This window comes from Streptomyces sp. col6 (assembly GCF_008042035.1).
Lineage (GTDB): Bacteria > Actinomycetota > Actinomycetes > Streptomycetales > Streptomycetaceae > Streptomyces.
Map to the genome: position 1 here is coordinate 187,104 of NZ_RDBL01000006.1, position 24,668 is coordinate 211,771.

The following is a 24,668-nucleotide window of genomic DNA, read 5'->3' on the forward strand; positions in this document are numbered from 1 at the left end:
CCGAACGAGGCCGCAAGAGCGGTTTCGCTTTTTTCTGCATGTAACTGGCATATCGGGGGTTCGAGAATGATGCGCAAGATCAAGAACTGGATGCTGTCCATGGCCCACCTCGCCCGGTCGGGGGCGGACCGCGGGATGACGACATCGGAGTACGCGGTGGGCACGATCGCGGCATGCGCCTTCGCCGCGGTGCTCTACAAGGTGGTGACCAGCGCGGCGGTCATGTCCCAGCTGCAGTCGCTGCTGAAGGGTGCGCTCGATGCGAAGTTCTGAGGGCGGTGCGAAAGGGGCCGTACGCCCGCTTGGGCTAGGTAGGTGCGAGGGCCCGGCCGAGGACTTCGGGCGCCGGGGCGACAGAGGCGCGGTGACAGCGGAGGCCGCCATGGTGATCCCGGTGCTGGCGGTCTTCGCCCTGGCGTTGCTCTGGGCGCTGATGGCCGCCTCGGCCCAGATCCGTTGCGTGGACGCGGCCCGCGCCGGCGCCCGTGCGGCAGCCCGTTCGGAACCGGCCCCGCAGGTGCGGGAGGCCGCTCTCTCGGCGGCGCCCGACGGTGCCTCGGTCGCGGTGGAGCGCGCCGGAGCCCTGTGGCGGGTGAGGGTGACCGCCCCGACCCCCGGCCCCGCACGCCTCGCTGTGACGCTGCGGGCGGACGCAGCGGCGGCGGCGGAGGACGAGCCGGTTGCGGCCGGTCCGCCGGTGCTGGACACGCCGGGCGTTGCGGCGAAAGGGGGCGAACGGTGAGGGGGCGCGGTCGGCGGGGCGGCACTCCTGACCGGCGACCGGGTCGGCCACCGGGTCGGTATCGGGCACACGCCGGGGATCAGGGGCTCGCGACGGTATGGGCGGCGGTGACAGCGGCGACTCTTTGCACGGTGTTCGCGGTGGTCCTGGCACTCGGTCAGGTGGTGGCCGCCCGGCACCGTGCCGGGGGTGCGGCCGACCTGGCTGCGCTGGCCGCGGCGGACCGGGCCTTGAAGGGCGCGGCCTCGGCCTGCGAGTCGGCCGAGCGGGTGGCGGGCGCGCAGGGGGCGGAAGTGGTGCGGTGCGCGGTCCTGGGGGAGATCGCCGATGTGACGGCCAGGGTGCGGTTCGGTCCGTACACGCCGGAGGTCAGGTCGCGGGCCGGTCCTGCGGCGGACGCCCCTCCGCCCCGGACGGGCCGGGAGAGCGGGGCTCGCGCGGGCCCTCGGCCCCGATCGAGCCCTCCGCCTCGCCCGGCTCCCCCGCCCCATCCGGAGCGCACCGGAGGAGCTCCGTGAGGAGGCGGACGGCGCCCCGTTTGTGCAAGGGGTCGTTGCCGTTGCCGCATTTGGGGGACTGGATGCAGGACGGGCAACCCGCATCGCACTCGCAGGACGCGATGGCCAGGCGCGTGGCCGCCAGCCACTCGCGGGCGGTGTGGAAGGCGCGCTCGGCGAATCCGGCGCCGCCCGGGTGGCCGTCGTACACGAAGACGGTCGGCAGCAGGGTGTCGGGATGCAGCGGGACGGACACTCCGCCGATGTCCCAGCGGTCGCAGGTGGCGAAGAGGGGCAGCATCCCGATCGACGCGTGCTCGGCGGCGTGGAGCGCGCCGCCGAGGATCTCCGGGTTGATCCGGGCCGCGTCGAGCTGGTCCTCGGTCACCGTCCACCACACGGCACGGGTGCGCAGGGTGCGGGGCGGCAGGTCCAGCTTGCTCTCGCCGAGCACCTCACCGGTGATCAGCTTGCGGCGGAGGAAGGAGACCACCTGGTTCGTGACCTCGACGGACCCGTAGCACAGGCGCCCGTCCCCCCAGGGGATCTCGGTGTCGGTCTCCAGGACGGCGATGGCCGTGGTGTCCCGGGCGGTGGTCGAGTAGGGCGGTTCGGCCTCCTCGACCAGGGCCACGGAGTCCTCCAGGTCCAGCTTCCGGACCAGGTAGGAGCGGCCCTGGTGGAGGTGGACGGCGCCCTCGTGCACGGAGCTGTGGGCGGCGGACTCGTCCACGGTGCCCAGCAGCCTCCCGGTGCCCTCCTCGACGATCTGGACGGGCCGGCCGCCTTCGCCCCGGATGTCGGTGAGGTCGGCGGCCCGCTCACGTCGGGTCCAGTGCCAGCCCGACGGCCGTTTGCGGAGCAGCCTGGCGGTCTCCAGCTGGGGGAGCAGCCCGGCGGTTGCGAGGCCGAAGAGCTGGAGGTCGGCTTCGGTGAGCGGCAGCTCCGCGGCCGCGGCGCAGAGATGGGGGGCGAGGACGTACGGGTTGTCCGGGTCCAGGACCGTCGACTCCACGGGCTGCTGGAACAGGGCCTCGGGGTGGTGGACCAGGAAGGTGTCCAGCGGATCGTCGCGGGCCACCAGGATGGCGAGGGCGCCCTGCCCCTCACGCCCGGCCCGGCCCGCCTGCTGCCACAGGGAGGCCCTGGTGCCCGGGTACCCGGATATGACGACGGCGTCCAGGCCGGACACGTCGATGCCGAGTTCGAGGGCGGTGGTGGCGGCGAGGCCGAGCAGCCGGCCGGAGTGCAGGGCGCTCTCCAGAGCGCGGCGTTCCTCGGGGAGGTACCCCCCGCGGTAGGCGGCGACCCGGGAGGGCAGGGTGCGGTCGACCTCGGCCAGCCGCTCCTTGGCGATGACGGAGATCAGCTCGGCGCCGCGCCGGGAGCGTACGAAGGCGACCGAGCGGACGCCCTGGACGGTGAGGTCGGTGAGCAGGTCGGCGGTCTCGGCCGTGGCGGTACGGCGGACCGGGGCACCCTTCTCGCCGTGCAGGTCGGTGAGCGGGGGTTCCCACAGGGCGAAGACCAGTTCACCGCGCGGGGAGGCGTCGTCGGCTACCTCCGTGACGGGGAGGCCGGTGAGGCGGCCCGCGGCGACGGCGGGCTCGGCGGAGGTGGCCGACGCGAGGAGGAAGACGGGGTCGGAGCCGTAGCGGGCGCACAGACGGCGGAGCCGGCGGATCACCTGGGCGACGTGGGACCCGAAGACGCCCCGGTAGGTGTGGCACTCGTCGATGACGACGTAGCGCAGGGAGCGCAGGAAGGAGGACCAGCGGGGGTGTGACGGGAGGATCCCGCGGTGCAGCATGTCGGGATTGGTGAGGACGTAGTTCGCGTACTGGCGCACCCACTCGCGCTCCTCGACGGGAGTGTCACCGTCGAAGACGGCGGGTCGGATGCCGTTGCACAGCGGAGCCGCGAGAGCCTTGACCGAACGGCGCTGGTCGGCTGCCAGGGCCTTGGTGGGCGAGAGGTAGAGAGCGGTGGCGCCACGCCCGTTGGGGGCCTCGGAGCCGTCCAGGAGGGCGCTGAGCACCGGGGCGAGGTAGGCCAGCGACTTGCCCGACGCCGTTCCGGTCGCGATCACGACGGATGTGCCGTCCAGGGCGTGCTCCGCGGCGGCCGCCTGATGGGCCCAGGGATGGTCGATGCCGGCCTTCTGGATCGCGGCGATCACTTCCGGACGGATGCGATCGGGCCAGACGGCATGGGTTCCCGCGCGCGGGGGCAGGTGCTCCGTATGAGTGATGCGCGCGGACCGGCCCGCCCCTGCGGCGAGCCGGTCGAGGACCGTGTCCGGAGAGGGGCGGGAACCCCCACTCTCCGGGGGTCGACTGGGGCATTGATTCTTGGCCATCGGCATCGAGTGTGTCACTGGCAAGACGGACAATGGTCCCAAGGCGTCGTGCATGGCTGCCGGTAAGTGATTGAATGCCATCGCGGCTGGCGATCCGTCCCCCGGCTCCGTCGGGGAGACCGAGGGGCGACCGCTCGATAGCAAGGTGCTGGAGGATCCGTGGACCTGTCCTTGTCGACTCGCAATGTGTCCGGCCCTGGTGGCGACCGTACGGTCGTCGAGGTCGGTGGCGAGATTGATGTGTATACCGCGCCCAAGCTGCGCGAGCAGTTGGTCGAGTTGGTGAATGACGGCAGCTACCACCTGGTTGTCGACATGGAAGGCGTCGACTTCCTCGACTCCACCGGCCTCGGCGTGCTCGTGGGCGGCCTGAAGCGAGTGCGGGCCCATGAGGGCTCGCTGCGCCTGGTGTGCAACCAGGAGCGCATTCTCAAGATTTTCCGGATCACCGGTCTGACCAAGGTGTTCCCGATCCACACCACGGTCGACGAGGCCGTCGCGGCCACCGACTGACATCGGTTCGGCGCCGGACCGGTTCTGCCGGTCCGGCGGTGGTCTCGGCCGCGATGGTTCCGGAGGGAGACCGCCGGGGGCGACGGCCTCTGCTCCGCCATGCGCGGTTGGGCAGTCCGGCCGGCGTTCGGCGGCTGCCGGGTCACCCGCTCGGCGGTGCCCGGCCGATTTATTTGTCGGCCGCCGCCCTGCCAGGGCCGGGCCGCGCTGTCGGCACGGAGCCGAGGGCGCGCAGACAGCGTCAGGGGCCCCGGGCCATGGGGCCCGTCCCTGGCATGCACACACGTACGTTCGAGGGGGATCGCATGGCCACCGTTGAACTCCGCTTCAGCGCCCAGCCCGAACACGTCAGGACCGCCCGTCTTGTGGCGGCGGCCGTGGCGCGCAGGGCCGGGGTGGACGAGGCCGTGCTCGACGAGGTCCGGCTCGCCGTGGGCGAGGCGTGCAGCCGGGCCGTCGGTCTGCACCGCAGCCACCACATCACCGCTCCTGTCACGGTCGTCCTGATCGAGGAGGAGAAGACGTTCGCCATCGAGGTCGGCGACGAGGTTCCGGGCCCTGGTGCGGACGGCTCGGTTCCGGGCGGCGTATCGGGCCAACGCGCTGCCGCGTCCGGCGGAGGGCTCGACGAGCCCGAGCCGGAGGCGGACGACGAGGACGAGATGGGCCTCGCGGTCATCAGCGGCCTGGTCGACGACGTGGAGGTCAGGTCGGGTGCGGACGGCGGAGTGATCCGGATGAGCTGGCCCAAGACGCCGGTCGCCGTACTTCCCTGAGCGGCGTGTGCGGCGTACCTGTTGCATGACGGCAGCTCAGTTCGCCTCTGAGCGCGGTTGCCTGACGGCTCATGGCTGTCAGGGGCCTTCGTTCGGGTGAGGAATCGTTCACGCGTTCCCCTTGGTGGGGGCTGTCCGGGTGAGTTGTATATCCCTCATTTCCCTTGGTGCAAATGGCTGCAAAAGCCTGCCTATCGGACGCCTGGCACCCGGATGGAGGGCGTTCGGCGTGTAAGTTCCGGGGCCGAGAGCCTTGGAAGGGGACCAAACCGGTGAACAAGAAGTTTGCAGCCGCGCTGTCCGGCGGTGCGGTACTCGTACTGGCACTGTCGGGCTGCAGCGACGACAGCGACGACAAGGTCAACGACTGGGCCAAGAAGGTCTGCGACCAGGTCCAGCCCCAGCTGCAGAAGATCGCGAACGCCAACGCGTCCATCCAGCAGCAGACCGCCGACAACAGCAAGCCCGCCGACGTCCAGGAGACCGACTCGGCTGCCTTCCAGCAGATCTCGCAGGCGTACAAGGCGCTGGGCTCGGCCGTCGAGTCGGCGGGTCCGCCGCCGGTCGACGACGGTGAGACCACGCAGAAGGAGGCCGTGAAGGAGCTCAACGCCTCCTCCGCGGCCTACGCGAAGCTGCAGGAGAAGGTCGACGCCCTGGAGACCAAGGATCAGGGGAAGTTCGCCGACGGCCTCAAAGGCATCGCGGACGAGCTGAACAAGATCAGTACCAGTGGCGACCAGGCGCTGAAGAAGCTCCAGTCCGGCGAGGTCGGCACCGCGATGGCCAAGCAGGAGGGCTGCCAGAAGCCGACCGCATCGGCGTCCCCCTCGGGCGGCTCGCAGGATGACTCCGAGCCGTCGGCCAAGCCCTCGACCGAGCCGTCGAAGGAAGCGTCCCCGTCCCCGTCCGCCAGTAAGAAGGCGTAAACGGGCGGCCGGCGTCGCGGTCCGCACAGTCGGCGGCGTGCGCTGCCGACGGTCGGCCTCATGACCTGAGGACATCGGGTGAGCGGCCCGGCACACCCCGGAGATACCCGGGCGGTGGCCGGGCCGCTGCCGTTGTCAGTGGGAGCCGTCACAATGGGGGACGTGAGTAAGACCAGCCTTTTCGCAGCAGACCTTCCCCCGGCCGGCCATGCGCCCCAGCTCCGCGAGGCCCTGCTCGCGGCCGCGTTCACGGCCGACGGCCTCCTCGACCTGCTCGGCGCGTCCGCCTATGCCGCGCTGGCGCGCAGTGAGACCGTGCCGGCGCTGCGGGCCACGCGGGGCGAGGCACCGCTCGACACGCTGGTGCGTCTGTTCCTGCTTCAGCGGCCCGTGCCGGCCGAGCGGGCAGCGGCCGTGCTCCCGCTGGCGGAGTGCGTGGCCGACGGCTGGCTGACCGAGACGGCCGGCCAGGTGCGGGCGACCGTCGATGTGCGGCCGTACGGCGGCCCGGACGGCGAGGACTGGTTCATCGTCTCCGACCTGGGCTGCGCGGTGGGTGGTGCGGGCGGGATCGGCTCGCACGAGAAGGGTGTCGTCCTCGGCATCGGCGGGGCGTCCACCACATTGGCGGGGATCACCGTCCGCGGGCCCGTCGGCTCCGCCCTCGACGTCGGTACGGGCTCCGGCATCCAGGCGCTGCACGCCGCGCAGCACGCCACCAGGGTCACGGCCACCGATCTCAATCCGCGTGCCCTCGCCTTCACCCGGCTCACCCTCGCCCTGTCCGGCGCCGCCCCGGCCGACCTGCGTGAGGGCTCTCTGTACGAGCCGGTGGGCGCCGAGACCTTCGACCTGATCGTCTCCAATCCGCCGTTCGTCATCTCGCCCGGCGCCCGGCTCACCTACCGAGACGGCGGCATGGCCGGTGATGATCTCTGCCGGACGCTGGTGCAGCAGACGGGCGACCGGCTCAACGAGGGCGGCTTCGCGCACTTCCTGGCCAACTGGCAGCACACCGAGGGCGAGGAGTGGCAGGACCGGGTGCGTTCCTGGATCCCGGAGGGCTGCGATGCCTGGATCGTGCAGCGCGAGGTGCAGGACGTCACGCAGTACGCGGAGTTGTGGCTGCGCGACAGCGGCGACCACCGCACGGACCCGGAGGAGTACGAGGCGCGGTACGACGCCTGGCTCGACGAGTTCGAGACACGCCGTACGAAGGGCGTCGGCTTCGGCTGGATCACGCTGCGGAAGTCCGCCGCGGCCGCCGCCGGGGATCCCTCGATCGTGATCGAGGAGTGGCCGCACGCGGTGGAGCAGCCGCTCGGCCCCGCCGTCCAGGCCCACTTCGCCCGCCAGGACTATCTGCGCCGGCAGGACGACGCGGCGCTTCTTGCCGCTCACTTCACCCTGGCCTCCGAGGTGGTGCAGGAGCAGGTCGGGCTTCCCGGAGCGGAGGACCCGGAGCATGTGGTGCTCCGTCAGAATCGTGGCATGCGCCGGGCCACGAAGGTCGACGCCGTCGGTGCCGGGTTCGCAGGGGTGTGCGACGGCTCGCTGCCCGCCGGGCGCATCCTCGATGCCATCGCCCAGCTGATGAACGAGGACCCGGTGCTGCTGCGCGACCGCACCCCGCAGGCCATCCGGCTGCTGGTCGAGGAGGGCTTCCTGGAGCCGCTTCCGCCGGGCGGGCGGGCCGCTGGATGATCCGGATCGAGCTGGACGAGGCGTCGCTCGGTGCGACCCGCATCGCCATCAGCCCGCTGTGGGACGCCTTCTGCAGCCTCCATCTCACGATGCCTCACCGCCACCCCTCCCGCCCTTACGAGGAATGGGTGGTGCGGGCCCGCGAGGTGCTGCGCGAGGACGACCGGACGCATGCGCTCCGGCTGCTGATCGACGGGCCCCACCAGTTCCCCGACTTCCTGCTGCCCCGGCCGGTCGGGGCCACATCCGTCGAGACGGAGCTGGACGCCATCCGGGCCACCCCGGCCGACGTCGTACGGGCCGGAGTCGCCGAGCACTACGCGGGGCTCGGCGACCACCCGTACATACGCCCGTACCTCGCCGATCCCGAGGCCGCGTGTGCGGCGCTCGCCGACGCGTACGCCGCGTACTGGGAAGGTGCGATGGCCGCCCACTGGCCGGTCATGCGCCGTCTCGTCGAGGACGAAGTCCTCATCCGGGCAAGGACCTTCGCCACCGAGGGGATAGACGCGCTCTTCACCGGTCTGGAGAGCCGGGCCAAGTGGGAGGCGCCCGTGCTGGAGCTGACGAAGCACATCGACGCGGAGTACCACGCGGGTGAGCGGCGGCTGCTGCTGGTGCCCCTGGTCTTCGCCGAGGGCTGCCGGCTCTACTCCACCGACGACCCGGAGGTCCTGGCGGTGTCCTTCCAGGCGCGCGGTGCGGGCGCCCTGCGCGAGCGGCCGGCGGAGCGCGGCGACAGCGGCGACCGGCTCGGGCTGCTGCTGGGGCGGGGCCGGGCCTCGGTCCTGCGGCAGCTCGGCGGACCGCTCACCACGGCCGGGATAGCCGACCGGCTGGGGCTCGCCCCGAGCACGGTCTCGGAGCACCTGTCGGTCCTCGCCGAGGCCGATGTGGTCACCCGGCACCGGATCGGACGCAGCGTCTACTACCAGCTCACCGATACCGGCCGCGCCCTTCTCGCGCTGCTCTCGGGGGAAGAGGTGCTGCGCGCGGTGTCGTGAGAAGCCGGGGACGGGCGCGGACGATTCGGGGGGCTCCGAATCGATGGCAGGGGCGGCGGATGCGGGCCTAGCGTCCGGGCCATGCTTGCGATCGAGGCGAAGAACCTGCGCCGCACCTACATCAGCCGGACCGGCTTCCTGCGTCCGCGCCGCACCGAGACCGAAGCCGTGCGGGGGGTCACCTTCGAGGTGGCGCGCGGCGAGCTGTTCGGGCTCCTGGGGCCCAATGGGGCGGGTAAGACCACCACCATCAAGATGCTCAACACCCTGCTGCTGCCCACATCGGGCACGGCCCGGGTTCTCGGGCACGACGTGGCGTCCGACCCCGTCGCCGTACGCCGCCGGATCGGGTACGTCTTCGGCGGTGACCGGGGGCTGTACGACCGGCTCTCCGCCCTCGACAACCTGCGGTACTTCGCGGAGCTGTACGGCGTCGAGCCGAGGGACCAGAAGCGGCGGATCGGCGAGCTGCTCGATCTGGTCGGGCTCTCCGGGCGGGAGAAGGAACGTGTCGAGGGGTATTCGCGGGGCATGCGGCAGCGGCTGCACATCGCGCGCGGTCTGCTGCACCGGCCCGACGTCCTGTTCCTCGACGAACCGTCCATCGGCGTGGACCCGGTGGCGGCGCGCGACCTGCGCGGCACCGTCGCCGATCTGCGCGCCGGCGGCACCACGGTGCTGCTGACCACGCATTACATGGCGGAGGCCGATGAGCTGTGTGACCGGATCGCCGTCATCGCGGGCGGCACCATCCGGGCGCTGGGCACACCGGACCGGCTCAAGTCGCGTGTCCAGGAACGCGGCATCCTGGAGATCGAGGCATACGGGGCCGGCGAGGAGCACCTCGAACGCATCCGTGCCGTCGCGGGTGTGCACGGGGCGGCGGCCGAGGAGCGGGGCAGCCGACAAGCCGTCATCGTGCAGACGGAGCGCGGCGCGGACCTGCACGGGCAGGTCCTGGCAGCGCTCGACGGGGTCCGGGTCGGACGGGTGGTCACCCGGGAACCCACGCTGGAGGACGCCTACATCGCGATCGTGGAGGAGGCGGACGAGCCGGCGACCGCGGACGAGGCCGCCCTCGCGGCCGATCCCGCCCCCGCAGTCCAGGCCGCTGCCGCCGCAGAACCCGGCCCCGACGACAGCGAGGTCGCGGCATGACGTTCGCCAGGGCCCTGCGCCTGATCGCCGTCGGCGTGCGGACCCATGTCTCGTACATGAGCCGCTCGCCGCTAGAAATCACCTTCGCCGTCCTGGTGCCCCTGGTCTACGCGACCCTCTCCGTCTATCTCTTCCGCGCTGCCGACGACCCCGACCGGCTGCTGACGGCGGCCGTCGGAGCCGGGCTGATGGGCATCTGGTCCTCGGTGCTCTTCGGATCGGGCGGCGCCGTCCAGAACCAGCGCTGGCTGGGCACGCTGGAGACGCTCGTCGCCTCGCCCACCCCGCTCTCCCTCGTTCTGCTGCCGATCACCCTGGCCACCGCCGTCATCGGGACGTATGCCATGGGCGCGACGGTGCTCTGGGGCGCCGTGCTGTTCGACGTGCCGCTCGACTTCGCGCACCCGGTGCTCTTCCTGGCCGCCGTCCCGGTCTGCGTGCTCTCGCTCGGGATGATGGGACTGCTGCTCGCCGCCACGTTCGTCCTGCTGCGCAACGCGAACGCGTTGGCCAACCCGCTGGACGCGCCCGTGTGGCTGCTGTCCGGGATGCTCGTACCGATCACCGTGCTGCCGGACTGGACGCGTCCGGTTTCCTGGGTGCTCCCCACCACCTGGGGCTCCCGCGCGGTGCACGCGGCTACCTCCGGCGGGGCGGGGAACGGCGAAGTGCTGGTCCCCATGGGCATCGCCCTCGGACTCGGTGCGCTGTACGCGCTGCTGGCCGTCCTCGTGCTGGGACGCGTCGAACAACGCGCGCGGGCCGCCGCGACCCTCGCCCTGGCCTGACCCGCTGAGCAGCCCGTCCTCATCCGCCGAGCGAGCCGGCCCCTGTCTGCTGCACAGGCCCGCGCCCCGCACCCTTCCCCCGTCCCATGCCAGGAGTTGCCCGCATGCCCGCCCGTACACCTGACACAGATTCCGGTTCCGCCCCCGGCCGCTGCCGCCGAACCGTTTCCGCGCTGCGGCTCGTGGTGATCGGTGGCGCCCTGTCCTACCGGGCGCTCTTCAACTGGACGACACCGCCGATGTTCATCGGCACGCTGCTCGTCGGTCCGCTGCTGCAACTCCTCTTCTTCGTCTTCCTCGGACGACAGCTGCAGGTCGCCGACGACCGGTTCTACCTGCTCGGCAACGCCGTCATCTCCGCGTCCACAGCCTGTGTGTACGGCGGCACGATGGCCGTCGCCAACGAGCGGCGGTACGGGACACTCGGCGCGGTCCTGCTCAGCCCCCGCAACCGTGCTCCGCTCTGGTTCGGCCGGGCGCTCCCCTATGTGCTGAACGGCCTCGTCATCAGCGTCTTCACGCTCTGTGCCGCCTGCCTGCTCCTTGGTCTGCGCATTCCGGTTGGAGCCCTGCCGGGACTCGGCGCGGTCCTGCTGGCCGCCGCTGCCGGATGCTCCGCCTTCGGCCTGGCGCTCGGGGCCCTGGGGCTGCGGTTCCGGGATGTCTTCCTCGTATCGAACGTGGCCAGTTCCGTTCTCCTGCTCCTGACCGGTGCGAACGTGCCGCGGGAGACCCTGCCGGCGTGGATGAGGGCCGTCGGGGACGTACTCCCGCTGACCCACGCCGCCGACGCGGCGCGTCAGTTGTCCGCCGGGGGCGGGCTCGACGGCCGGGGGATCGCGGCGGAGCTCCTGACGGGAGCGGGGTACGCGTTGCTCGCCGTCGTACTGCTGGCCCTGTTCGAACGGGGGAGCCGGCGGCGGGCGACGCTCGACGTGATGTGAGGGGCCTGCTGTTCACCCCGCGTTGGCGTCCGCGACGCTCCGCGGTGGGAGCCTCCCTCCGTCGGCCGAGGAATCGGCAGCGTAAGAGGGAGGCGTACGGGATGGAGAGCGGACCCGCTGTCTTCGCCGGAACGGCGTTCGCACTGTTCGGTGCCGCGCTGCTGCTGTGGACGGGGGCGCGCGTCCTGCACCGCGCGCCGGTCGCGTACCGGGTGAGCCCCGCCCTCTCCACCGCACTCGCCACTGTGTTCGGCGTACTTTTCCTCGTCCTCGGGGTGTGGTGCCTCGGTCGCGTCTGAGTACGCCTCCGCGCCGGGCGTACGAGTCCGGCCCGGCCCCGGCACCCCGCGCGCCGCCCGGAACACGCCCGGGGCGCCGGTCCATCGCCCGCGGCACCCGCAGGGCGGTCGGGACACCGCCGAAACCCGCAGGCAGTGGCCGTGCGCGGGGCGGACCGAGCGGGCCGGGCGGCAGGAATGGCGGAAGTCGGGTTACCGTTCGAGTGGCCGTTGCGGGCTTTTGCCGTTTGACACGGGGGCGGGTTGTACCGTCACACTCCGCAGCGACAGCACTGTCGGCAGCGCCCTGCGCTGCCCTGATGCCCACCGAGCGTCGACCGGAGAGAAGAGCGAAGTTGTCCCCGACCAGCGAGACCGCACAGGGCGGCCGGCGACTCGTCATCGTCGAGTCGCCTGCCAAGGCGAAGACGATCAAGGGCTATCTCGGCCCCGGATACGTCGTCGAGGCGAGCGTCGGGCACATCCGCGACCTCCCGAACGGCGCCGCCGAGGTACCGGACGAGTACACCGGTGAGGTGCGCCGTCTCGGCGTCGATGTCGAGAACGACTTCGAGCCGATCTACGTCGTCAATGCTGACAAGAAGGCCCAGGTCAGGAAGCTGAAGCAGCTGCTGGCCGAGTCCGACGAACTCTTCCTCGCCACCGATGAGGACCGCGAGGGCGAAGCCATCGCGTGGCACCTCCAGGAAGTCCTGAGGCCCAAGGTCCCGGTCCACCGGATGGTCTTCCACGAGATCACCAAGGACGCGATCCGGGCCGCCGTCGCCAATCCGCGCGAGCTCAACCAGCGCATGGTCGACGCCCAGGAGACCCGCCGTATCCTCGACCGCCTCTACGGCTACGAGGTCTCGCCGGTCCTGTGGAAGAAGGTCATGCCGAAGCTCTCGGCGGGCCGCGTCCAGTCGGTCGCCACCCGGCTCGTCGTCGAGCGGGAGCGCGAGCGCATCGCCTTCCGTTCCGCCGAGTACTGGGACCTGACCGGCACCTTCGCCACCGGGCGGGGCGGCGACGCCTCCGACCCGTCCACGCTCACCGCCCGGCTCAGCGCCGTCGACGGCCGCCGGATCGCCCAGGGCCGCGACTTCGGTCCGGACGGGCAGCTCAAGTCCGGCTCCGGCCAGACGCTGCACCTGGACGAGACGAACGCCCGCGCCCTGGCCGCCGCGCTCGCCGACTCCTCGTTCGCCGTGCGGTCGGTCGAGTCGAAGCCGTACCGCCGCTCCCCGTACGCGCCCTTCCGTACGACGACCCTCCAGCAGGAGGCGAGCCGGAAGCTGGGCTTCGGGGCCAAGGCCACCATGCAGGTCGCGCAGAAGCTGTACGAGAACGGCTTCATCACCTATATGCGTACCGACTCCACGACGCTCTCGGACACCGCGGTCTCCGCGGCCCGTGCGCAGGTCACGCAGCTGTACGGGGCGAACTACCTGCCCGACAAGCCGCGCACCTACGCCGGCAAGGTCAAGAACGCGCAGGAGGCGCACGAGGCGATCCGCCCCTCCGGCGACCGCTTCCGCACCCCCGCCGAGACGGGCCTCACCGGCGACCAGTTCCGGCTCTACGAGCTGATCTGGAAGCGGACCGTCGCCTCCCAGATGAAGGACGCGACCGGCAACTCGGTCACCGTCAAGATCGGCGGCCGGGCGAGCGACGGCCGGGACGCCGAGTTCTCCGCGTCCGGCAAGACGATCACCTTCCACGGCTTCATGAAGGCGTACGTCGAAGGCGCCGACGACCCGAACGCCGAGCTCGACGACCGTGAGCGGCGGCTGCCGCAGGTCACCGAGGGCGACGCGCTGTCCGCCGACGAGATCTCGGTCGACGGCCATGCGACGAAGCCGCCGGCCCGGTACACCGAGGCCTCGCTGGTCAAGGAGCTCGAAGAGCGCGAGATCGGCCGCCCGTCGACGTACGCCTCGATCATCGGGACGATCCTCGACCGCGGCTACGTGTTCAAGAAGGGCACGGCCCTCGTGCCGTCGTTCCTCTCGTTCGCCGTGGTCAACCTGCTGGAGAAGCACTTCGGCCGGCTCGTCGACTACGACTTCACGGCCCGCATGGAGGACGACCTCGACCGCATCGCACGCGGTGAGGCCCAGTCCGTGCCGTGGCTGAAGCGGTTCTACTTCGGCACGCAGGAAGGGGACGACGCGGCCGGTGCGGGTGCGGCGTCCGACGCGGGCAACGGCGACGGAGACCACCTCGGCGGGCTCAAGGAGCTCGTCACCGACCTCGGTGCGATCGACGCGCGCGAGATCTCGTCCTTCCCCGTCGGCAACGACATCAAGCTTCGCGTCGGCCGTTACGGCCCGTACATCGAGCGCGGCGAGAAGGACTCCGAGGGCCATCAGCGCGCGGACGTCCCCGAGGACCTGGCCCCCGACGAGCTGTCCGTCGAGTACGCGGAGGAGCTGCTGGCCAAGCCGAGCGGCGACTTCGAGCTGGGCGCGGACCCGGTCAGCGGAAACCAGATCATCGCCAAGGACGGCCGCTACGGCCCGTACGTCACCGAGGTGCTGCCCGAGGGCACGCCGAAGACCGGCAAGAACGCGGTGAAGCCGCGGACGGCTTCGCTGTTCAAGTCGATGTCGCTCGACACGGTGACGCTGGCCGACGCCCTCAAGCTGATGTCGCTGCCGCGGGTGGTCGGCGAGGACGCCGAAGGCGTCGAGATCACCGCGCAGAACGGTCGCTACGGCCCGTACCTGAAGAAGGGCACGGACTCGCGGTCGCTCACCTCCGAGGACCAGATCTTCGACATCACGCTCGAAGAGGCGCTGGCGATCTACGCACAGCCGAAGCAGCGGGGGCGGGCCGCCGCGAAGCCGCCGCTGAAGGAGCTGGGCACGGACCCGGTGAGCGGGTCTCCGGTCGTCGTCAAGGACGGGCGCTTCGGCGCGTACGTCACCGACGGCGAGACGAACGCGACGCTGCGCACAGGTGACAGCGTCGAGGACATCACGCCGGAGCGTGGGTACGAGCTGCTCGCCGAGAAGCGGGCGAAGGGGCCGGCCAAGAAGAAGACGGCGAAGAAGGCCGCAGCGAAGAAGGCTCCTGCGAAGAAGGCTGCGGCGACGAAGAAGACGGCGGCCAAGAAGACTGTGGCGAAGAAGGCTTCTTCCGCGGCGAAGAAGACTGCCGCCTCGCCGGCCGAGGACTGAGCCGTCCGGGCGGGTGGGGGTCGGGTGCGCCTGCGGCGGGCCATGTCCCCTGCCCGCCCCTTCCCGTAACCGGGGCTCTGCCCCGGACCCCGGGCACAGGGGGCGGGGGTGGCCCGTTAGGCTGGGCGGATGACGCGAGCCGAGCAGCCAACGGTCGTGAGCCCCACCTCCGACACACTTGCCGCAGACTCACGCGAGCGTGCCGTACGAGCCCTGTTGCGTGTTCCCCCGCTCAAGCGGTTGTGGAGCGCCCAGCTCATCGGCAGTACCGGCGATGCACTCGCCCTTCTCGTGCTGGTGTTGCTGTCGCTGCAAGCGGCGGTTCTCGAGGGCTCATTCGGGTCCGGATACCGAGGGGCGGCGTTCGCCGTCGCCGCAGTGTTCGGCGCCCGGATTATTTCCGCCTTGCTCTTCGGAGCCGTACTTCTGGGGCCTTTGACGTCCCTCACCGCACCCGGCGGTCCCATCGACCGGCGATGGCTGATGATCGGCGCCGACGGGCTGCGGCTCGCGCTGCTGGTCGTCGCGCCCCTGTGGATCGACTGGACGCCCTCCAACGCGCTCACGATGATCCTCGTCACCGTCTTCGTGACGGGCGCCGCCGAACGGCTGTGGACGATCGCCAAGGAGAGCGCTGCCCCCGCGCTCCTGCCCGCCCCGCCGATCGAGGGCGCCGCCGTGCGTCCGCTGCCCGACCACCTCGACGCGCTGCGCCGGCTGTCCCTGCGTACCGACTTCGCGGCCGTTCCGCTCGCCGCGGCGGTGCTGCTGGTCGCCACGGTCATCGGCAATCTGCTGGGCTCCGGCCTGGACTGGTTCTCGTTCCATCAGGCGGCCCTCGGCTCGTACGTCGCGGCCGGGCTGTTCTCCTCCTCCATCTCCACGCTGTACTTCCTGGAACTGCCCGGTACGCAGACGCCCCGCCCGCGCTCCCCGCTGGAGGGACTGCGGCGGCCGTCCGCGGGGAACGGCCCCGACAAGGGCCGCACCGGCGCCATCCCGCTGATCGTCGCCACCTGTGCCGCGGTCGCCGGGGCCATCGCGGCGGCGGCAGCCGTCGCCGTGCTGCACGCCAGCGACCTCGGCGGCGGTCCGGTCACCCTCGCCCTCCTGGTTCTCGCCCTCACCGGCGGTACGGGTGTGGGCATCCGTACGGCGGGGAAGGTGCTGCCCACGCTGTCGCGACGGCGCATGCTCTCGCTCGCCACCGCCGTCACCGGCATCGCCCTCCTGGCGATGGGCCTCGTCCCGGACACCGCGACCGTCGTCCTGCTCGCCGCACTCGCCGGGTACGCGGCGGGCGTTGCCGCGAACACCGGTCATGTCCTCGCCGACCAGGAGACCGAGGAGGCCCGCAGGACCAGGATCACCGAACACCTCCAGGCCGTCGTCCGGATCCTGATCGCGCTCGGTGCGGTCGGCGGCCCGCTGGTCGCCGCGGCCATCGGCACCCACCGGCTGACCACGGGCGACTTCGTCTTCGCCCACGGCGGTGCGGCGTTCACGCTGATGCTGGTCGGCGCCCTGCTGCTGCCGGTCGCGGTCATCGTCCTCGCGAAGACCGACGACCGCTCCGGCGTACCGCTGCGGCGCGATCTGCGCGAGGCGCTGCGCGGCGGCGACCCGGCGGTCGCACCCGCCGCGAACGGCTTCTTCCTCGCCCTGGAGGGCGGCGACGGAGCCGGCAAGTCCACCCAGGTCGAGGCGCTCGCCGAGTGGATCCGGGCCAAGGGCCACGAGGTCGTCGTCACCCGTGAACCGGGCGCGACCCCGGTCGGCAAGCGGCTGCGGTCCATCCTGCTCGACGTGTCGTCGGCCGGGCTCTCCAACCGGGCCGAGGCCCTGCTGTACGCCGCCGACCGCGCCGAGCACGTCGACTCGGTCGTCCGCCCGGCGCTGGAGCGCGGCGCGATCGTCATCTCCGACCGCTACATCGACTCTTCCGTCGCCTATCAGGGGGCGGGCCGCGACCTGGCGCCCACCGAGATCGCCCGCATCTCGCGCTGGGCGACGACCGGACTTGTACCCCACCTGACCGTGCTCCTGGACGTCGCTCCGGAGACCGCGAGGGAACGGTTCACCGAGGCGCCCGACCGGCTGGAGTCCGAGCCGCCCGAGTTCCACGCCCGGGTGCGCTCCGGCTTCCTGACGCTGGCCGCCGCCGACCCGACGCGCTACCTCGTGGTGGACGCCGGGCAGGAACCGGAAGCCATCACCACGGTCGTACGCCACCGCCTCGACCAGGTCCTGCCGCTCTCCGAGGCCGAGATCAGGGCCCGCGAGGAGGCCCGCAGGGCCGCCGAGGAAGAGGCCAGGCGCCGCGCCGAGGAGGAGGCCGCCCGCAAGGCGGAGGAGGAGCGTCTGGAGCGCGAGCGCCAGGAACAGCTCGCCAAGCTCCGTGCCGAGGAGGAGGAGCGCAAGCGCCGCGAGGAGGAGGAAGCGCGCCGCCGCGAGGCCGAGCGCCAGGCGGAAGAGGCCAGGCAGCGCGCGGAGGAGGAGCGGCAGCGCGCCGAGGAGGAAGCCCGGCAGCGTGCCGAGGAGGAGCGGCAGCGTGCCGAGGAGGCCCGCCGCGTCGCCGAGGCCGACCGCGTCCGCCGCGAGGCCGAGGAAGCCGCGTACGAGGCCGAGCAGGCCCGTCTGCGCCGCCAGGCGGAAGAGGAGTCCCGGCTCCGCAAGGAGGCGGAGGCCCAGCGTCTGGAGAAGCAGCGCAAGGCAGAGGAGGCCCTGCTCCGGGCCGAGGCCGCCCGCCGGCAGGCGGAAGCGGAAGCCCAGGCGAAGGCCCAGGCCGACGCGGCTGCCGCCGAGGAGCGCGCCCGGGAACGGGCCGCCCGCGAGGAGGAGGCCCGCGCCCTGGCCGCGCGGCAGGAGGCCCGCGCTCGGGCCGCCGAGGAGGAGTCCCGGCTGCGGCAGGACTCCGGGAGCTCTGCGGATTCCGGGAAGGGCAGCGGGGCGTCCTCGTCCTCCACCTCCGGTGACGAACCCTCCGGGCCCGACAACGAGCTGACGGTGCCCACGCCGATCGTCGGCCCGAACGAGATCACGCAGCCGGTGCCCGCGCCGGTGGACCGGCCGTCAGGATCCGGCCGGCCGGGTGGCGCGTCGTCGGCGCCCTGGCCGTCCGACCAGGACGAGACGACGGTGATCCCGAAGTTCTCGGACGCGCCCGAACCTTCCGGAGCCTCGGACGAGACGACGGTCCTGCCGGCGGTCCAGGACGGCGGGCGCGGTGCCGTACGGGACTCCGACCCGGCCGACCGGGTGCCGCGCGGCATCTTCCGGGACGAGCGGCCGGCGGAGAGCGACAACGAGCGCACCCGTGAGCTGCCCCAGATCACCGACCCGCACGCGGACCCGCGGCAGGCCGAGGGACAGCAGCGCCCCCGGCGCCCCAGGCCCGACTGGGCGGAGGAGACCCCGCTCGACGACCTGCCCAGCCTGGCCGACGAGCTGCTGGGCCGGCACGACGACGAGGGCCCGGAGCCCTCGGGCGGCCGGGGCCGGCGGCCGCGCCGCTGACCGGGAGGCCCTTACGGTCCCGGCCCGCTCACGGTCCGGGACACCCTTACGGGACGACGCCGATGGCCCCGCACCTTTCCCCGGTGTGGGGCCATCGGCGTCCGCGTTGTCGGACCCGTCCCCCACAATGGAGACCGGATCGACGAGAGCCACGCGTCGAGCGAAGCGAAAGGCGGTGCCCCATGTCCGTATGGGACGACCTGGTCGGCCAGGACCGGGTGCAGGAGCAGCTGGGCGCCGCCGCCCGGGACGCCGACGTGCTGGTCACCGCCGAGGCGGCGGGGGAGCCGGTGCCGCCCGCCTCGAAGATGACCCACGCCTGGCTGTTCACCGGCCCGCCCGGCTCGGGGCGCTCCACCGCCGCACGGGCCTTCGCCGCGGCCCTCCAGTGCACGAGCCCGGACCGCGCGCTGGGCGGGGCACCGGGCTGCGGCTTCTGCGACGGCTGCCACACCAGCCTCATCGGTACGCACGCCGATGTCGACGTGATCCGCACGGACCTGCTCTCCATCGGTGTGAAGGAGACCCGTGAGCTGGTGCGTCGCGCCCAGCTCTCGCCGGCCGTCGGGCGCTGGCAGGTCATCGTCATGGAGGACGCCGACCGCCTCACCGAGGGCGCGGGGAACGTCCTGCTGAAGGCGGTCGAGGAGCCCGCCCCGCGCACGGTGTGGCTGCTGTGCGCGCCCTCGCTGGAGGACGTGCTGCCGACGATCAGGTCCCGCTGCCGCCACCTCACGCTGCGGACGCCTTCCGTCGACGCGGTGGCGGACGTCCTGGTCCGCAGGGACGGCATCGAACCGGACCGGGCCGCCGCCGCGGCCCGCGCCACCCAGGGGCACATCGGCAGGGCGCGCCGCCTCGCTACGGACGAGCGGGCTCGGGCGCGCCGGGCCGCGGTGCTCAAGCTGCCGTTGCGCGTCGAGGACATCGGGGGGTGCCTCAAGGCGGCGCAGGAGCTGATCGACACCGCGACCGAGGACGCGAAGCAGGCGTCCGAGGAGATCGACGCCAAGGAGACGGAGGACATGAAGGCGGCGCTCGGAGCCGCCGCCGGGGGCCGTATGCCGCGTGGCACGGCCGGGGTGATGAAGGAACTGGAGGACAAGCAGAAGCGCCGCAAGACCCGCACCCAGCGCGACAGCCTGGACCTGGCGCTCACCGAGCTGACCGGCTTCTACCGCGATGTGCTCGCCCTGCAGTTCGGTTCGCGGATCGCCATAGCCAACGCCGACGCCGACGATGCCCTGGACCGCGTCGCCCGCGCGTCCACGCCGGAGCGCACACTGCGCCGGATCGAGGCGGTGTCGGCCTGCCGCCGCGCCCTCGACCGGAACGTGGCCCCGCTGCTGGCGGTGGAGGCGATGACGATGGCCCTGCGCGCGGGCTGAGGGGCACGGCCACCGTCGGTGTCCGGTGGTCCCCGCCGAATCACCCGAAAGGGAAGGGAATCGGGTGGCCGGTGAGGTGGCGGCTACGCTCCGGGCATGGACACCAGGCGCCCGTTCCGCACTTTCGCCCTCGTGCTCGGCACTGCCGGCCTGCTCGTCTCCGGATGCAGCAGCGGAAGCTCGTCATCGGGCGCCTCGTCCCCGGCCGAGAAGGCGTCCGCCTCGCCCTCGGCCGTGCCGGCGGCCCTGAAGCCGTTCTACTCCCAGCACCTCAGCTGGCGGGACTGCGGCGTCAGCGGTTTCCAGTGCACGACGATGAAGGCACCACTCGACTACGCGAAACCGGACGGCGACGCGATCAAGCTGGCTGTCTCCCGCAAGAAGGCGACCGGCCCCGGCAAGCGGATCGGCTCCCTCCTGGTGAACCCGGGCGGCCCCGGCGGATCGGCCATCGGCTATCTCCAGGGCTACGCCGCGATCGGCTACCCCGCCCAGGTGCGTGCCCGCTACGACATGGTGGCCATCGACCCGCGCGGGGTGGCGCGCAGCGAGCCCGTCGAGTGCCTGACCGGGCCGCAGATGGACGCGTACACACAGGTGGACCAGACTCCTGACGACGAAGCCGAGGTCACGAAGCTGAAGGGGGCCTTCGAGAAGTTCGCCTCGGGCTGCGAGAAGCGGTCCGGGGAGGTCCTGCCGCACGTCTCGACCGTCGAGACGGCCCGCGACATGGACATGCTGCGCGCCCTGCTCGGCGACGAGCACCTGAACTATGTCGGGGCGTCGTACGGGACTTTCCTGGGCGCCACGTACGCCGAGCTGTTCCCCGGCCGCACCGGCCGCCTGGTCCTCGACGGGGCGATGGACCCCTCGCTGTCGTCCATCGAGATGAACCGGGACCAGACGGCGGGGTTCGAGACGGCGTTCCAGTCCTTCGCGCAGGACTGCGTGAAGCAGAAGGCCTGCCCGCTCGGCACCACGTCCGCCTCCGACGCGGCGGACCGCCTGAAGAAGCTGTTCGCGCGGCTGGACGCGGATCCGATCCCCACGGGCGAGTCCCGCGAACTCGGCGAGTCCCTCGCCACGACGGGCGTCATCGCCGCCATGTACGACGAGTCGGCCTGGCCCCAGCTCCGGGACGCGCTGACCGCGGCCCGGTCGGGCGACGGCGCCGGCCTGCTGGCCCTGGCCGACAGCTACTACGAACGCGAGCCGAGCGGCAAGTACACCAACCTGATGTTTGCGAACGCCGCTGTGAACTGCCTCGATCTCCCGCCCGCCTTCTCCGGCCCCGAGGCCGTCGACAAGGCCCTCCCTTCCTTCGAGAAGGCGTCCCCGGTCTTTGGCAGGGGCTTCGCCTGGGCGGCCCTGAACTGCGCCTACTGGCCCGTCCCCGCCACCGGCACCCCCCACCGCATCAAGGCCGAGGGCGCCGCCCCCATCGTCGTGGTCGGCACCACCCGCGACCCCGCCACCCCGTACGCCTGGGCGCGCTCCCTGGCGGACCAGCTCTCCTCCGGCACCCTCCTCACCTACGAGGGCGACGGTCACACCGCGTACGGCCGCGGCAGCGACTGCATCGACACGGCGATCAACACGTACCTCCTGGAGGGCACCCCGCCGCCGGCCGGCAAGAAGTGCTCCTGACCCCCATCGGGCCCCTGACCTGCGCCTATGTCGCGGCCACGGGCTGGTGCGGAGCACCCCCGGAAACTGTGTAGACTTGGCTCCGCTGCTGATCGCATCATGGTGCGAACAGGGCGCGCCGCCTTAGCTCAGTTGGCCAGAGCAACGCACTCGTAATGCGTAGGTCTCGGGTTCGAATCCCGAAGGCGGCTCCGTTGAACCTCAGGTCGGGACTCCCGCCTGGGGTTTCTTGGGTTCTTGGGCGGTCTGTCCGGGCCCGGTCCTGGTTTGCGGGCGAGGGCTGCGGGTGGATCAGGTCGCAGAGGGTGGCAGGGGCTGGGTGGTGGTTCGGGGGAGGAGGGCGATGTTCGGGTTGCAGTCTGCCGGGTGGACCGTTGCGGAGCCGTCCGGTTGGCGTTCCACCAGCAGCAGGCCGAAGTCGGCGAGGGCCTGGAGGCGGGTCGGCTCGACCGTGTACTCGTAGACGCGCTGCTCGGCCTGGGCCGTGCTGGTGCTTCGGCTGTCGCCCGTGGTGTGTGTGGTGGACTCGTTCGTCGTGTGGGTGGTGCTGGTCGACGTGCCGGATGTCCGGCTGTGGCTGCCGCCGCGGGTGCCGGTGCCCGACTGCGTGCCGCGGTTCCAGTTCGAGCCGCCGGTCACCGAGTGGCTGTCGGTGGTTCCCCGGCTCACCGACGAGCCGAAGGTCCGGGCCACCGAGGTGTTGACGACCTCGCCCTCCGTGTCGGTCAGCGAGTGCAGGACGAACGCGTGACGGCGGCCCAGGAAGTCCGCCGCGGCCGCGGCCTCCTTGTGGTTGCCGAGCCTCATGAAGGCGACCGAGCCGTCGCCGATCATCTCTACCGCCCCCTCCCGCAGATGCGGGTGCAGGAAGGTGAGCTGAACGCCGAGGTGCTCGCAGACCGTGGCCAGCTGATCGAGACAGCGCCGCTGGAGACCCTGCTCGCCGAGCGCGACGATCACCGCCGGGACGGGCTTCCGCGAGGAGGCGAGGAGGCGGGACACGCTCTGCACCATCAGGTCCGCCAGCAATTCCGTTCCGGCCGTTCCCGCCGTGGAGTCCAGGGCGATGCAGGTGAGGCGGGCGGAGCCGCGCCCGGTGGTCTGCGCGCCGAGCCGTTCCAGCGGGTGAAGGAAGGCCGCGAGCCGGACCAGGCTGTCCCGCACCTGGTCCTTGTTCTTGTCGGCCAGCAACTCGTCCGCGACGCGGTTGCGTTCCGTGCGGGTGAGGACCTCCGCGTCATCGGTCTCCCCCATCAGCGCGCGCAGCCCCGCTCCCAGACGGGCCGGCGTGACGTCGTCCCCCAGGGCTCCGCACAGCCGGTTGAGGATCATGGTGTCGATGGTGCGAGCGGCCCGGTCGGCCCGGGAGTCCTCGGCGTGGACGGCCTCCACGAAGGTGTCGACCAGTTCCCGCGGCGTGAGACCGCTCAGGATGTTGCTGCCGGCCATACCGCTCGGCAGCAGCTGTACGTCCACGGGGAACCCGGCCGGCTCGGCCAGCGCGGCCAGTTCCTCGCAGACGAGGGCCCGGGTCAGGTCGATCACGATCACGGGCTGTTGACGGAGAGTCGAGGCGCCGTAGACCGTGAGGAACCCCTCCCGGCTGCGGCGGCTCCCGCCGAAGACGTCCAGCCGGCGGGAGTCGGGGAGGGCCGGGAGCGCGCCCCACGCGGGGAGGCTCCGCGTCCACTCGTCCTGCGCCGCCGCGTGCTGCCGGCCCCGCTCCCACCAGCCCTGCCACGCGTACTGGAAGTGCCCCTCCAACTCGGTGCGCTTGCCGTCCAGAACCCGGTCCGCCGCCTCGGCCGCCTGGCCGGCGTGGGCGACGAGCGCGACGCACACCACCGCGACGACCACGGCGAGCAACGCCAGTACGCCGCCCGCCACGAGGGACAGCAGGAAGCAGGCCGCCGCGAGGACCGCGCCGGCTGTCGTGACGGACCGCTTGCGGCTCTCGTACGCGATACGGGCGGCGGTCGCCCGGTTCTCGTACGCCACGGGCACGGGCTGCCGCTGCGGCTCCGGTTCGGGGAAGGGCCTGCGCAGGGTCTCGGGGTCACGGTGGACCCAGCCCAGCCGCTGCCCGGACTCGAAGAGGCGCAGGAACCCGTCGGCGGGCGTGGTTCCGGGGGCGGAGAACGTCATGAGGGCCGGCCTTCGGGCGGTCCGGCGGTGAAGATCTCAAGCGCCCGGATGCGTGTGTGGAGCGGGGGGTGTGTGGACATGAGGCGGCCCAGTGGGCCCTGTTCGTTCTCCTCGGTGTCGGCGCCCCGGTTCAGGTAATCGGTGAATACGGCGATCAGCAGCGGTCCGTATCCGATCTCCCCGGCGAACCTGTCGGCGCGCAGCTCACCGCGCCGGCCGGCCCAGGGGATGAGCAGGGGGATCGCGAGCAGGGCGAACGCCGGCATGAAGGTGAAGGCGATGGCGATCCCGAAGACGGCGATCACCAGGACCAGGACGACCGCGGCCAGGACGGCGAACTCCGCTGCCACGAAAACAGCGAAGACCGTGACGTACGTCGCGACGATCATCGCGATCCGGGCGGGAAGTCCGTAGTAGACGCCGAGGAGTCCGGCCCAGGTGTGACCGTTGACGTGATGCCCCAGCTCATGGGCGAGGACGGCGGAGAGCCGGTCGGGAGTGAGCCGGTCCAGCGAATTGCGGGTCACGCCGACGATGTGTCCCGCCGCACCGAACGCGTTGACCTCGTCGCTGTCCTCGATCCACAGGTCGTAGCGCGAGCCGTCGAGGCCGGCGCGCCGGGTGACCTCGTCCCACAGGGGCTGGAGGCGCGCGAGCTCGGCAGCGGTCGGTGGGCGCACCTTGTAGAAGAGCTTCGCCACCACGCGCTCGGTGGGCCGGTGGAACATCAGCGCGCCGGAGGCGAGCCAGGCGAGGATGAACGACGTGCCCATCCACGTCGGGAAGATCAGGGAGATCACCCAGATGATCAGGAGACTTGCCAGTAGGTGAGGCAGGTGCAGCAGGAGCGTGGTCACGGTCGACGCGTCCACCCTGCGACGGTTGGGCGGCGGCGCGGCGGGGTTGTACGCGGGCGCGCGCCACGCGCCGGGTATGTGGGGATGCCCGGGAGGCGGCGGATACGGAACGGGGCCGGGGCGGTCCGTCGCGTGCTGCGGGTGGGCCGGTCCCTGAAAGCCCTGGAAGGAACCCTGCGGAGCGAATCCACCGGGGAAGTAGGGGGGTTGAGCGGGCGGAGGGTGGCCCCACTGCTCGTAC

At 72.0% G+C, this 24,668-nt stretch carries 18 protein-coding genes, 1 tRNA gene and 1 pseudogene; 17 read left to right on the top strand and 3 right to left on the bottom strand.

Annotated features, from left to right (window positions below):
- The first annotated feature begins 66 nt into the window (after positions 1 to 66).
- The 3 genes and pseudogenes from EAO73_RS04800 to EAO73_RS04810 form a co-directional block, all read left to right on the top strand.
- A complete protein-coding gene (locus tag EAO73_RS04800) occupies positions 67 to 273 on the top strand; it encodes a DUF4244 domain-containing protein (RefSeq protein ID WP_224756184.1) in 207 nt (68 codons plus the stop codon).
- Positions 260 to 742 (top strand): TadE family type IV pilus minor pilin, encoded by a 483-nt coding sequence (locus EAO73_RS04805; RefSeq protein WP_412074562.1) that lies wholly within the window; start codon positions 260 to 262, stop codon positions 740 to 742. The genes EAO73_RS04800 and EAO73_RS04805 overlap by 14 nt, the downstream gene beginning before the upstream one ends.
- Positions 743 to 873: 131 nt before the next feature.
- A pseudogene (locus tag EAO73_RS04810) lies at positions 874 to 1,071 on the top strand (Rv3654c family TadE-like protein); the annotation flags it as partial.
- A 40-nt stretch (positions 1,072 to 1,111) separates the two neighbouring features.
- Here EAO73_RS04810 and EAO73_RS04815 read toward each other — a convergent pair.
- Positions 1,112 to 3,679: a DEAD/DEAH box helicase gene (locus EAO73_RS04815; protein ID WP_191133937.1), complete on the bottom strand. Its 2,568-nt coding sequence runs from the start codon at positions 3,677 to 3,679 to the stop codon at positions 1,112 to 1,114.
- A 78-nt stretch (positions 3,680 to 3,757) separates the two neighbouring features.
- Between EAO73_RS04815 and EAO73_RS04820 the strand changes: the two genes are divergently transcribed.
- The 14 genes from EAO73_RS04820 (at position 3,758) to EAO73_RS04885 (ending at position 21,616) form a co-directional block, all read left to right on the top strand.
- Entirely contained in the window at positions 3,758 to 4,111 is a 354-nt protein-coding gene (locus EAO73_RS04820) for an STAS domain-containing protein (protein ID WP_003967428.1), read from the top strand.
- Positions 4,112 to 4,416: 305 nt separating this feature from the next.
- Positions 4,417 to 4,887, top strand: coding sequence for an ATP-binding protein (locus tag EAO73_RS04825; protein WP_147970241.1), 471 nt, complete (start codon positions 4,417 to 4,419; stop codon positions 4,885 to 4,887).
- Between the two features lie 272 nt (positions 4,888 to 5,159).
- Positions 5,160 to 5,816 carry a small secreted protein gene (locus tag EAO73_RS04830; protein WP_147970242.1) on the top strand — a complete coding sequence of 219 codons (657 nt, stop codon included), beginning with the start codon at positions 5,160 to 5,162 and terminating at the stop codon, positions 5,814 to 5,816.
- A 153-nt stretch (positions 5,817 to 5,969) separates the two neighbouring features.
- Positions 5,970 to 7,520: a methyltransferase gene (locus EAO73_RS04835; protein ID WP_147970243.1), complete on the top strand. Its 1,551-nt coding sequence runs from the start codon at positions 5,970 to 5,972 to the stop codon at positions 7,518 to 7,520.
- On the top strand, positions 7,517 to 8,524 hold the full coding sequence (locus tag EAO73_RS04840) for an ArsR/SmtB family transcription factor (protein ID WP_147970244.1): 1,008 nt from the start codon (positions 7,517 to 7,519) through the stop codon (positions 8,522 to 8,524). Before EAO73_RS04835 ends, EAO73_RS04840 begins: the two co-directional genes overlap by 4 nt.
- Positions 8,525 to 8,605: 81 nt before the next feature.
- Positions 8,606 to 9,682, top strand: a complete 1,077-nt coding sequence (locus EAO73_RS04845; RefSeq protein ID WP_147970245.1) for an ABC transporter ATP-binding protein — start codon at positions 8,606 to 8,608, stop codon at positions 9,680 to 9,682.
- Positions 9,679 to 10,470, top strand: a complete 792-nt coding sequence (locus EAO73_RS04850) for an ABC transporter permease (RefSeq protein ID WP_147970246.1) — start codon at positions 9,679 to 9,681, stop codon at positions 10,468 to 10,470. The genes EAO73_RS04845 and EAO73_RS04850 overlap by 4 nt, the downstream gene beginning before the upstream one ends.
- A gap of 104 nt (positions 10,471 to 10,574) precedes the next feature.
- Positions 10,575 to 11,414, top strand: a complete 840-nt coding sequence (locus EAO73_RS04855; protein ID WP_147970247.1) for an ABC transporter permease — start codon at positions 10,575 to 10,577, stop codon at positions 11,412 to 11,414.
- A 101-nt stretch (positions 11,415 to 11,515) separates the two neighbouring features.
- The gene (locus tag EAO73_RS04860; RefSeq protein ID WP_147970248.1) at positions 11,516 to 11,713 is read left to right on the top strand and encodes a hypothetical protein; all 198 of its coding nucleotides are present in this window, start codon (positions 11,516 to 11,518) and stop codon (positions 11,711 to 11,713) included.
- A 335-nt stretch (positions 11,714 to 12,048) separates the two neighbouring features.
- Positions 12,049 to 14,874 (top strand): type I DNA topoisomerase, encoded by a 2,826-nt coding sequence (gene topA, locus EAO73_RS04865; protein WP_147970249.1) that lies wholly within the window; start codon positions 12,049 to 12,051, stop codon positions 14,872 to 14,874.
- A gap of 129 nt (positions 14,875 to 15,003) precedes the next feature.
- Positions 15,004 to 18,390 (top strand): dTMP kinase, encoded by a 3,387-nt coding sequence (tmk, locus tag EAO73_RS04870; protein WP_191133939.1) that lies wholly within the window; start codon positions 15,004 to 15,006, stop codon positions 18,388 to 18,390.
- A gap of 182 nt (positions 18,391 to 18,572) precedes the next feature.
- The gene (locus EAO73_RS04875; protein ID WP_147970250.1) at positions 18,573 to 19,778 is read left to right on the top strand and encodes a DNA polymerase III subunit delta'; all 1,206 of its coding nucleotides are present in this window, start codon (positions 18,573 to 18,575) and stop codon (positions 19,776 to 19,778) included.
- Between the two features lie 96 nt (positions 19,779 to 19,874).
- A complete protein-coding gene (locus EAO73_RS04880) occupies positions 19,875 to 21,425 on the top strand; it encodes an alpha/beta hydrolase (protein WP_147970251.1) in 1,551 nt (516 codons plus the stop codon).
- A gap of 117 nt (positions 21,426 to 21,542) precedes the next feature.
- Positions 21,543 to 21,616 (top strand) — tRNA-Thr (locus EAO73_RS04885).
- A 100-nt stretch (positions 21,617 to 21,716) separates the two neighbouring features.
- Here the strand turns inward: EAO73_RS04885 and EAO73_RS04890 are convergent.
- A complete protein-coding gene (locus EAO73_RS04890; RefSeq protein ID WP_147970252.1) occupies positions 21,717 to 23,570 on the bottom strand; it encodes a hypothetical protein in 1,854 nt (617 codons plus the stop codon).
- On the bottom strand, positions 23,567 to 24,442 hold the full coding sequence (locus EAO73_RS04895; protein ID WP_224756185.1) for a M48 family metalloprotease: 876 nt from the start codon (positions 24,440 to 24,442) through the stop codon (positions 23,567 to 23,569). The genes EAO73_RS04890 and EAO73_RS04895 overlap by 4 nt, the downstream gene beginning before the upstream one ends.
- Between the last annotated feature and the right edge of the window lie 226 nt (positions 24,443 to 24,668).

Bases quoted from the DNA above. Each gene is read 5' to 3' on its own strand.
- EAO73_RS04800 (WP_224756184.1), top strand. From the start codon at position 67: ATGATGCGCAAGATCAAGAACTGGATGCTGTCCATGGCCCACCTCGCC.
- EAO73_RS04805 (WP_412074562.1), top strand. From the start codon at position 260: ATGCGAAGTTCTGAGGGCGGTGCGAAAGGGGCCGTACGCCCGCTTGGG.
- EAO73_RS04815 (WP_191133937.1), bottom strand. From the start codon at position 3,679: ATGGCATTCAATCACTTACCGGCAGCCATGCACGACGCCTTGGGACCA.
- EAO73_RS04825 (WP_147970241.1), top strand. From the start codon at position 4,417: ATGGCCACCGTTGAACTCCGCTTCAGCGCCCAGCCCGAACACGTCAGG.
- EAO73_RS04835 (WP_147970243.1), top strand. From the start codon at position 5,970: ATGGGGGACGTGAGTAAGACCAGCCTTTTCGCAGCAGACCTTCCCCCG.
- EAO73_RS04840 (WP_147970244.1), top strand. From the start codon at position 7,517: ATGATCCGGATCGAGCTGGACGAGGCGTCGCTCGGTGCGACCCGCATC.
- EAO73_RS04845 (WP_147970245.1), top strand. From the start codon at position 8,606: ATGCTTGCGATCGAGGCGAAGAACCTGCGCCGCACCTACATCAGCCGG.
- EAO73_RS04850 (WP_147970246.1), top strand. From the start codon at position 9,679: ATGACGTTCGCCAGGGCCCTGCGCCTGATCGCCGTCGGCGTGCGGACC.
- EAO73_RS04855 (WP_147970247.1), top strand. From the start codon at position 10,575: ATGCCCGCCCGTACACCTGACACAGATTCCGGTTCCGCCCCCGGCCGC.
- EAO73_RS04860 (WP_147970248.1), top strand. From the start codon at position 11,516: ATGGAGAGCGGACCCGCTGTCTTCGCCGGAACGGCGTTCGCACTGTTC.
- tmk (WP_191133939.1), top strand. From the start codon at position 15,004: ATGACGCGAGCCGAGCAGCCAACGGTCGTGAGCCCCACCTCCGACACA.
- EAO73_RS04875 (WP_147970250.1), top strand. From the start codon at position 18,573: ATGTCCGTATGGGACGACCTGGTCGGCCAGGACCGGGTGCAGGAGCAG.
- EAO73_RS04880 (WP_147970251.1), top strand. From the start codon at position 19,875: ATGGACACCAGGCGCCCGTTCCGCACTTTCGCCCTCGTGCTCGGCACT.
- EAO73_RS04890 (WP_147970252.1), bottom strand. From the start codon at position 23,570: ATGACGTTCTCCGCCCCCGGAACCACGCCCGCCGACGGGTTCCTGCGC.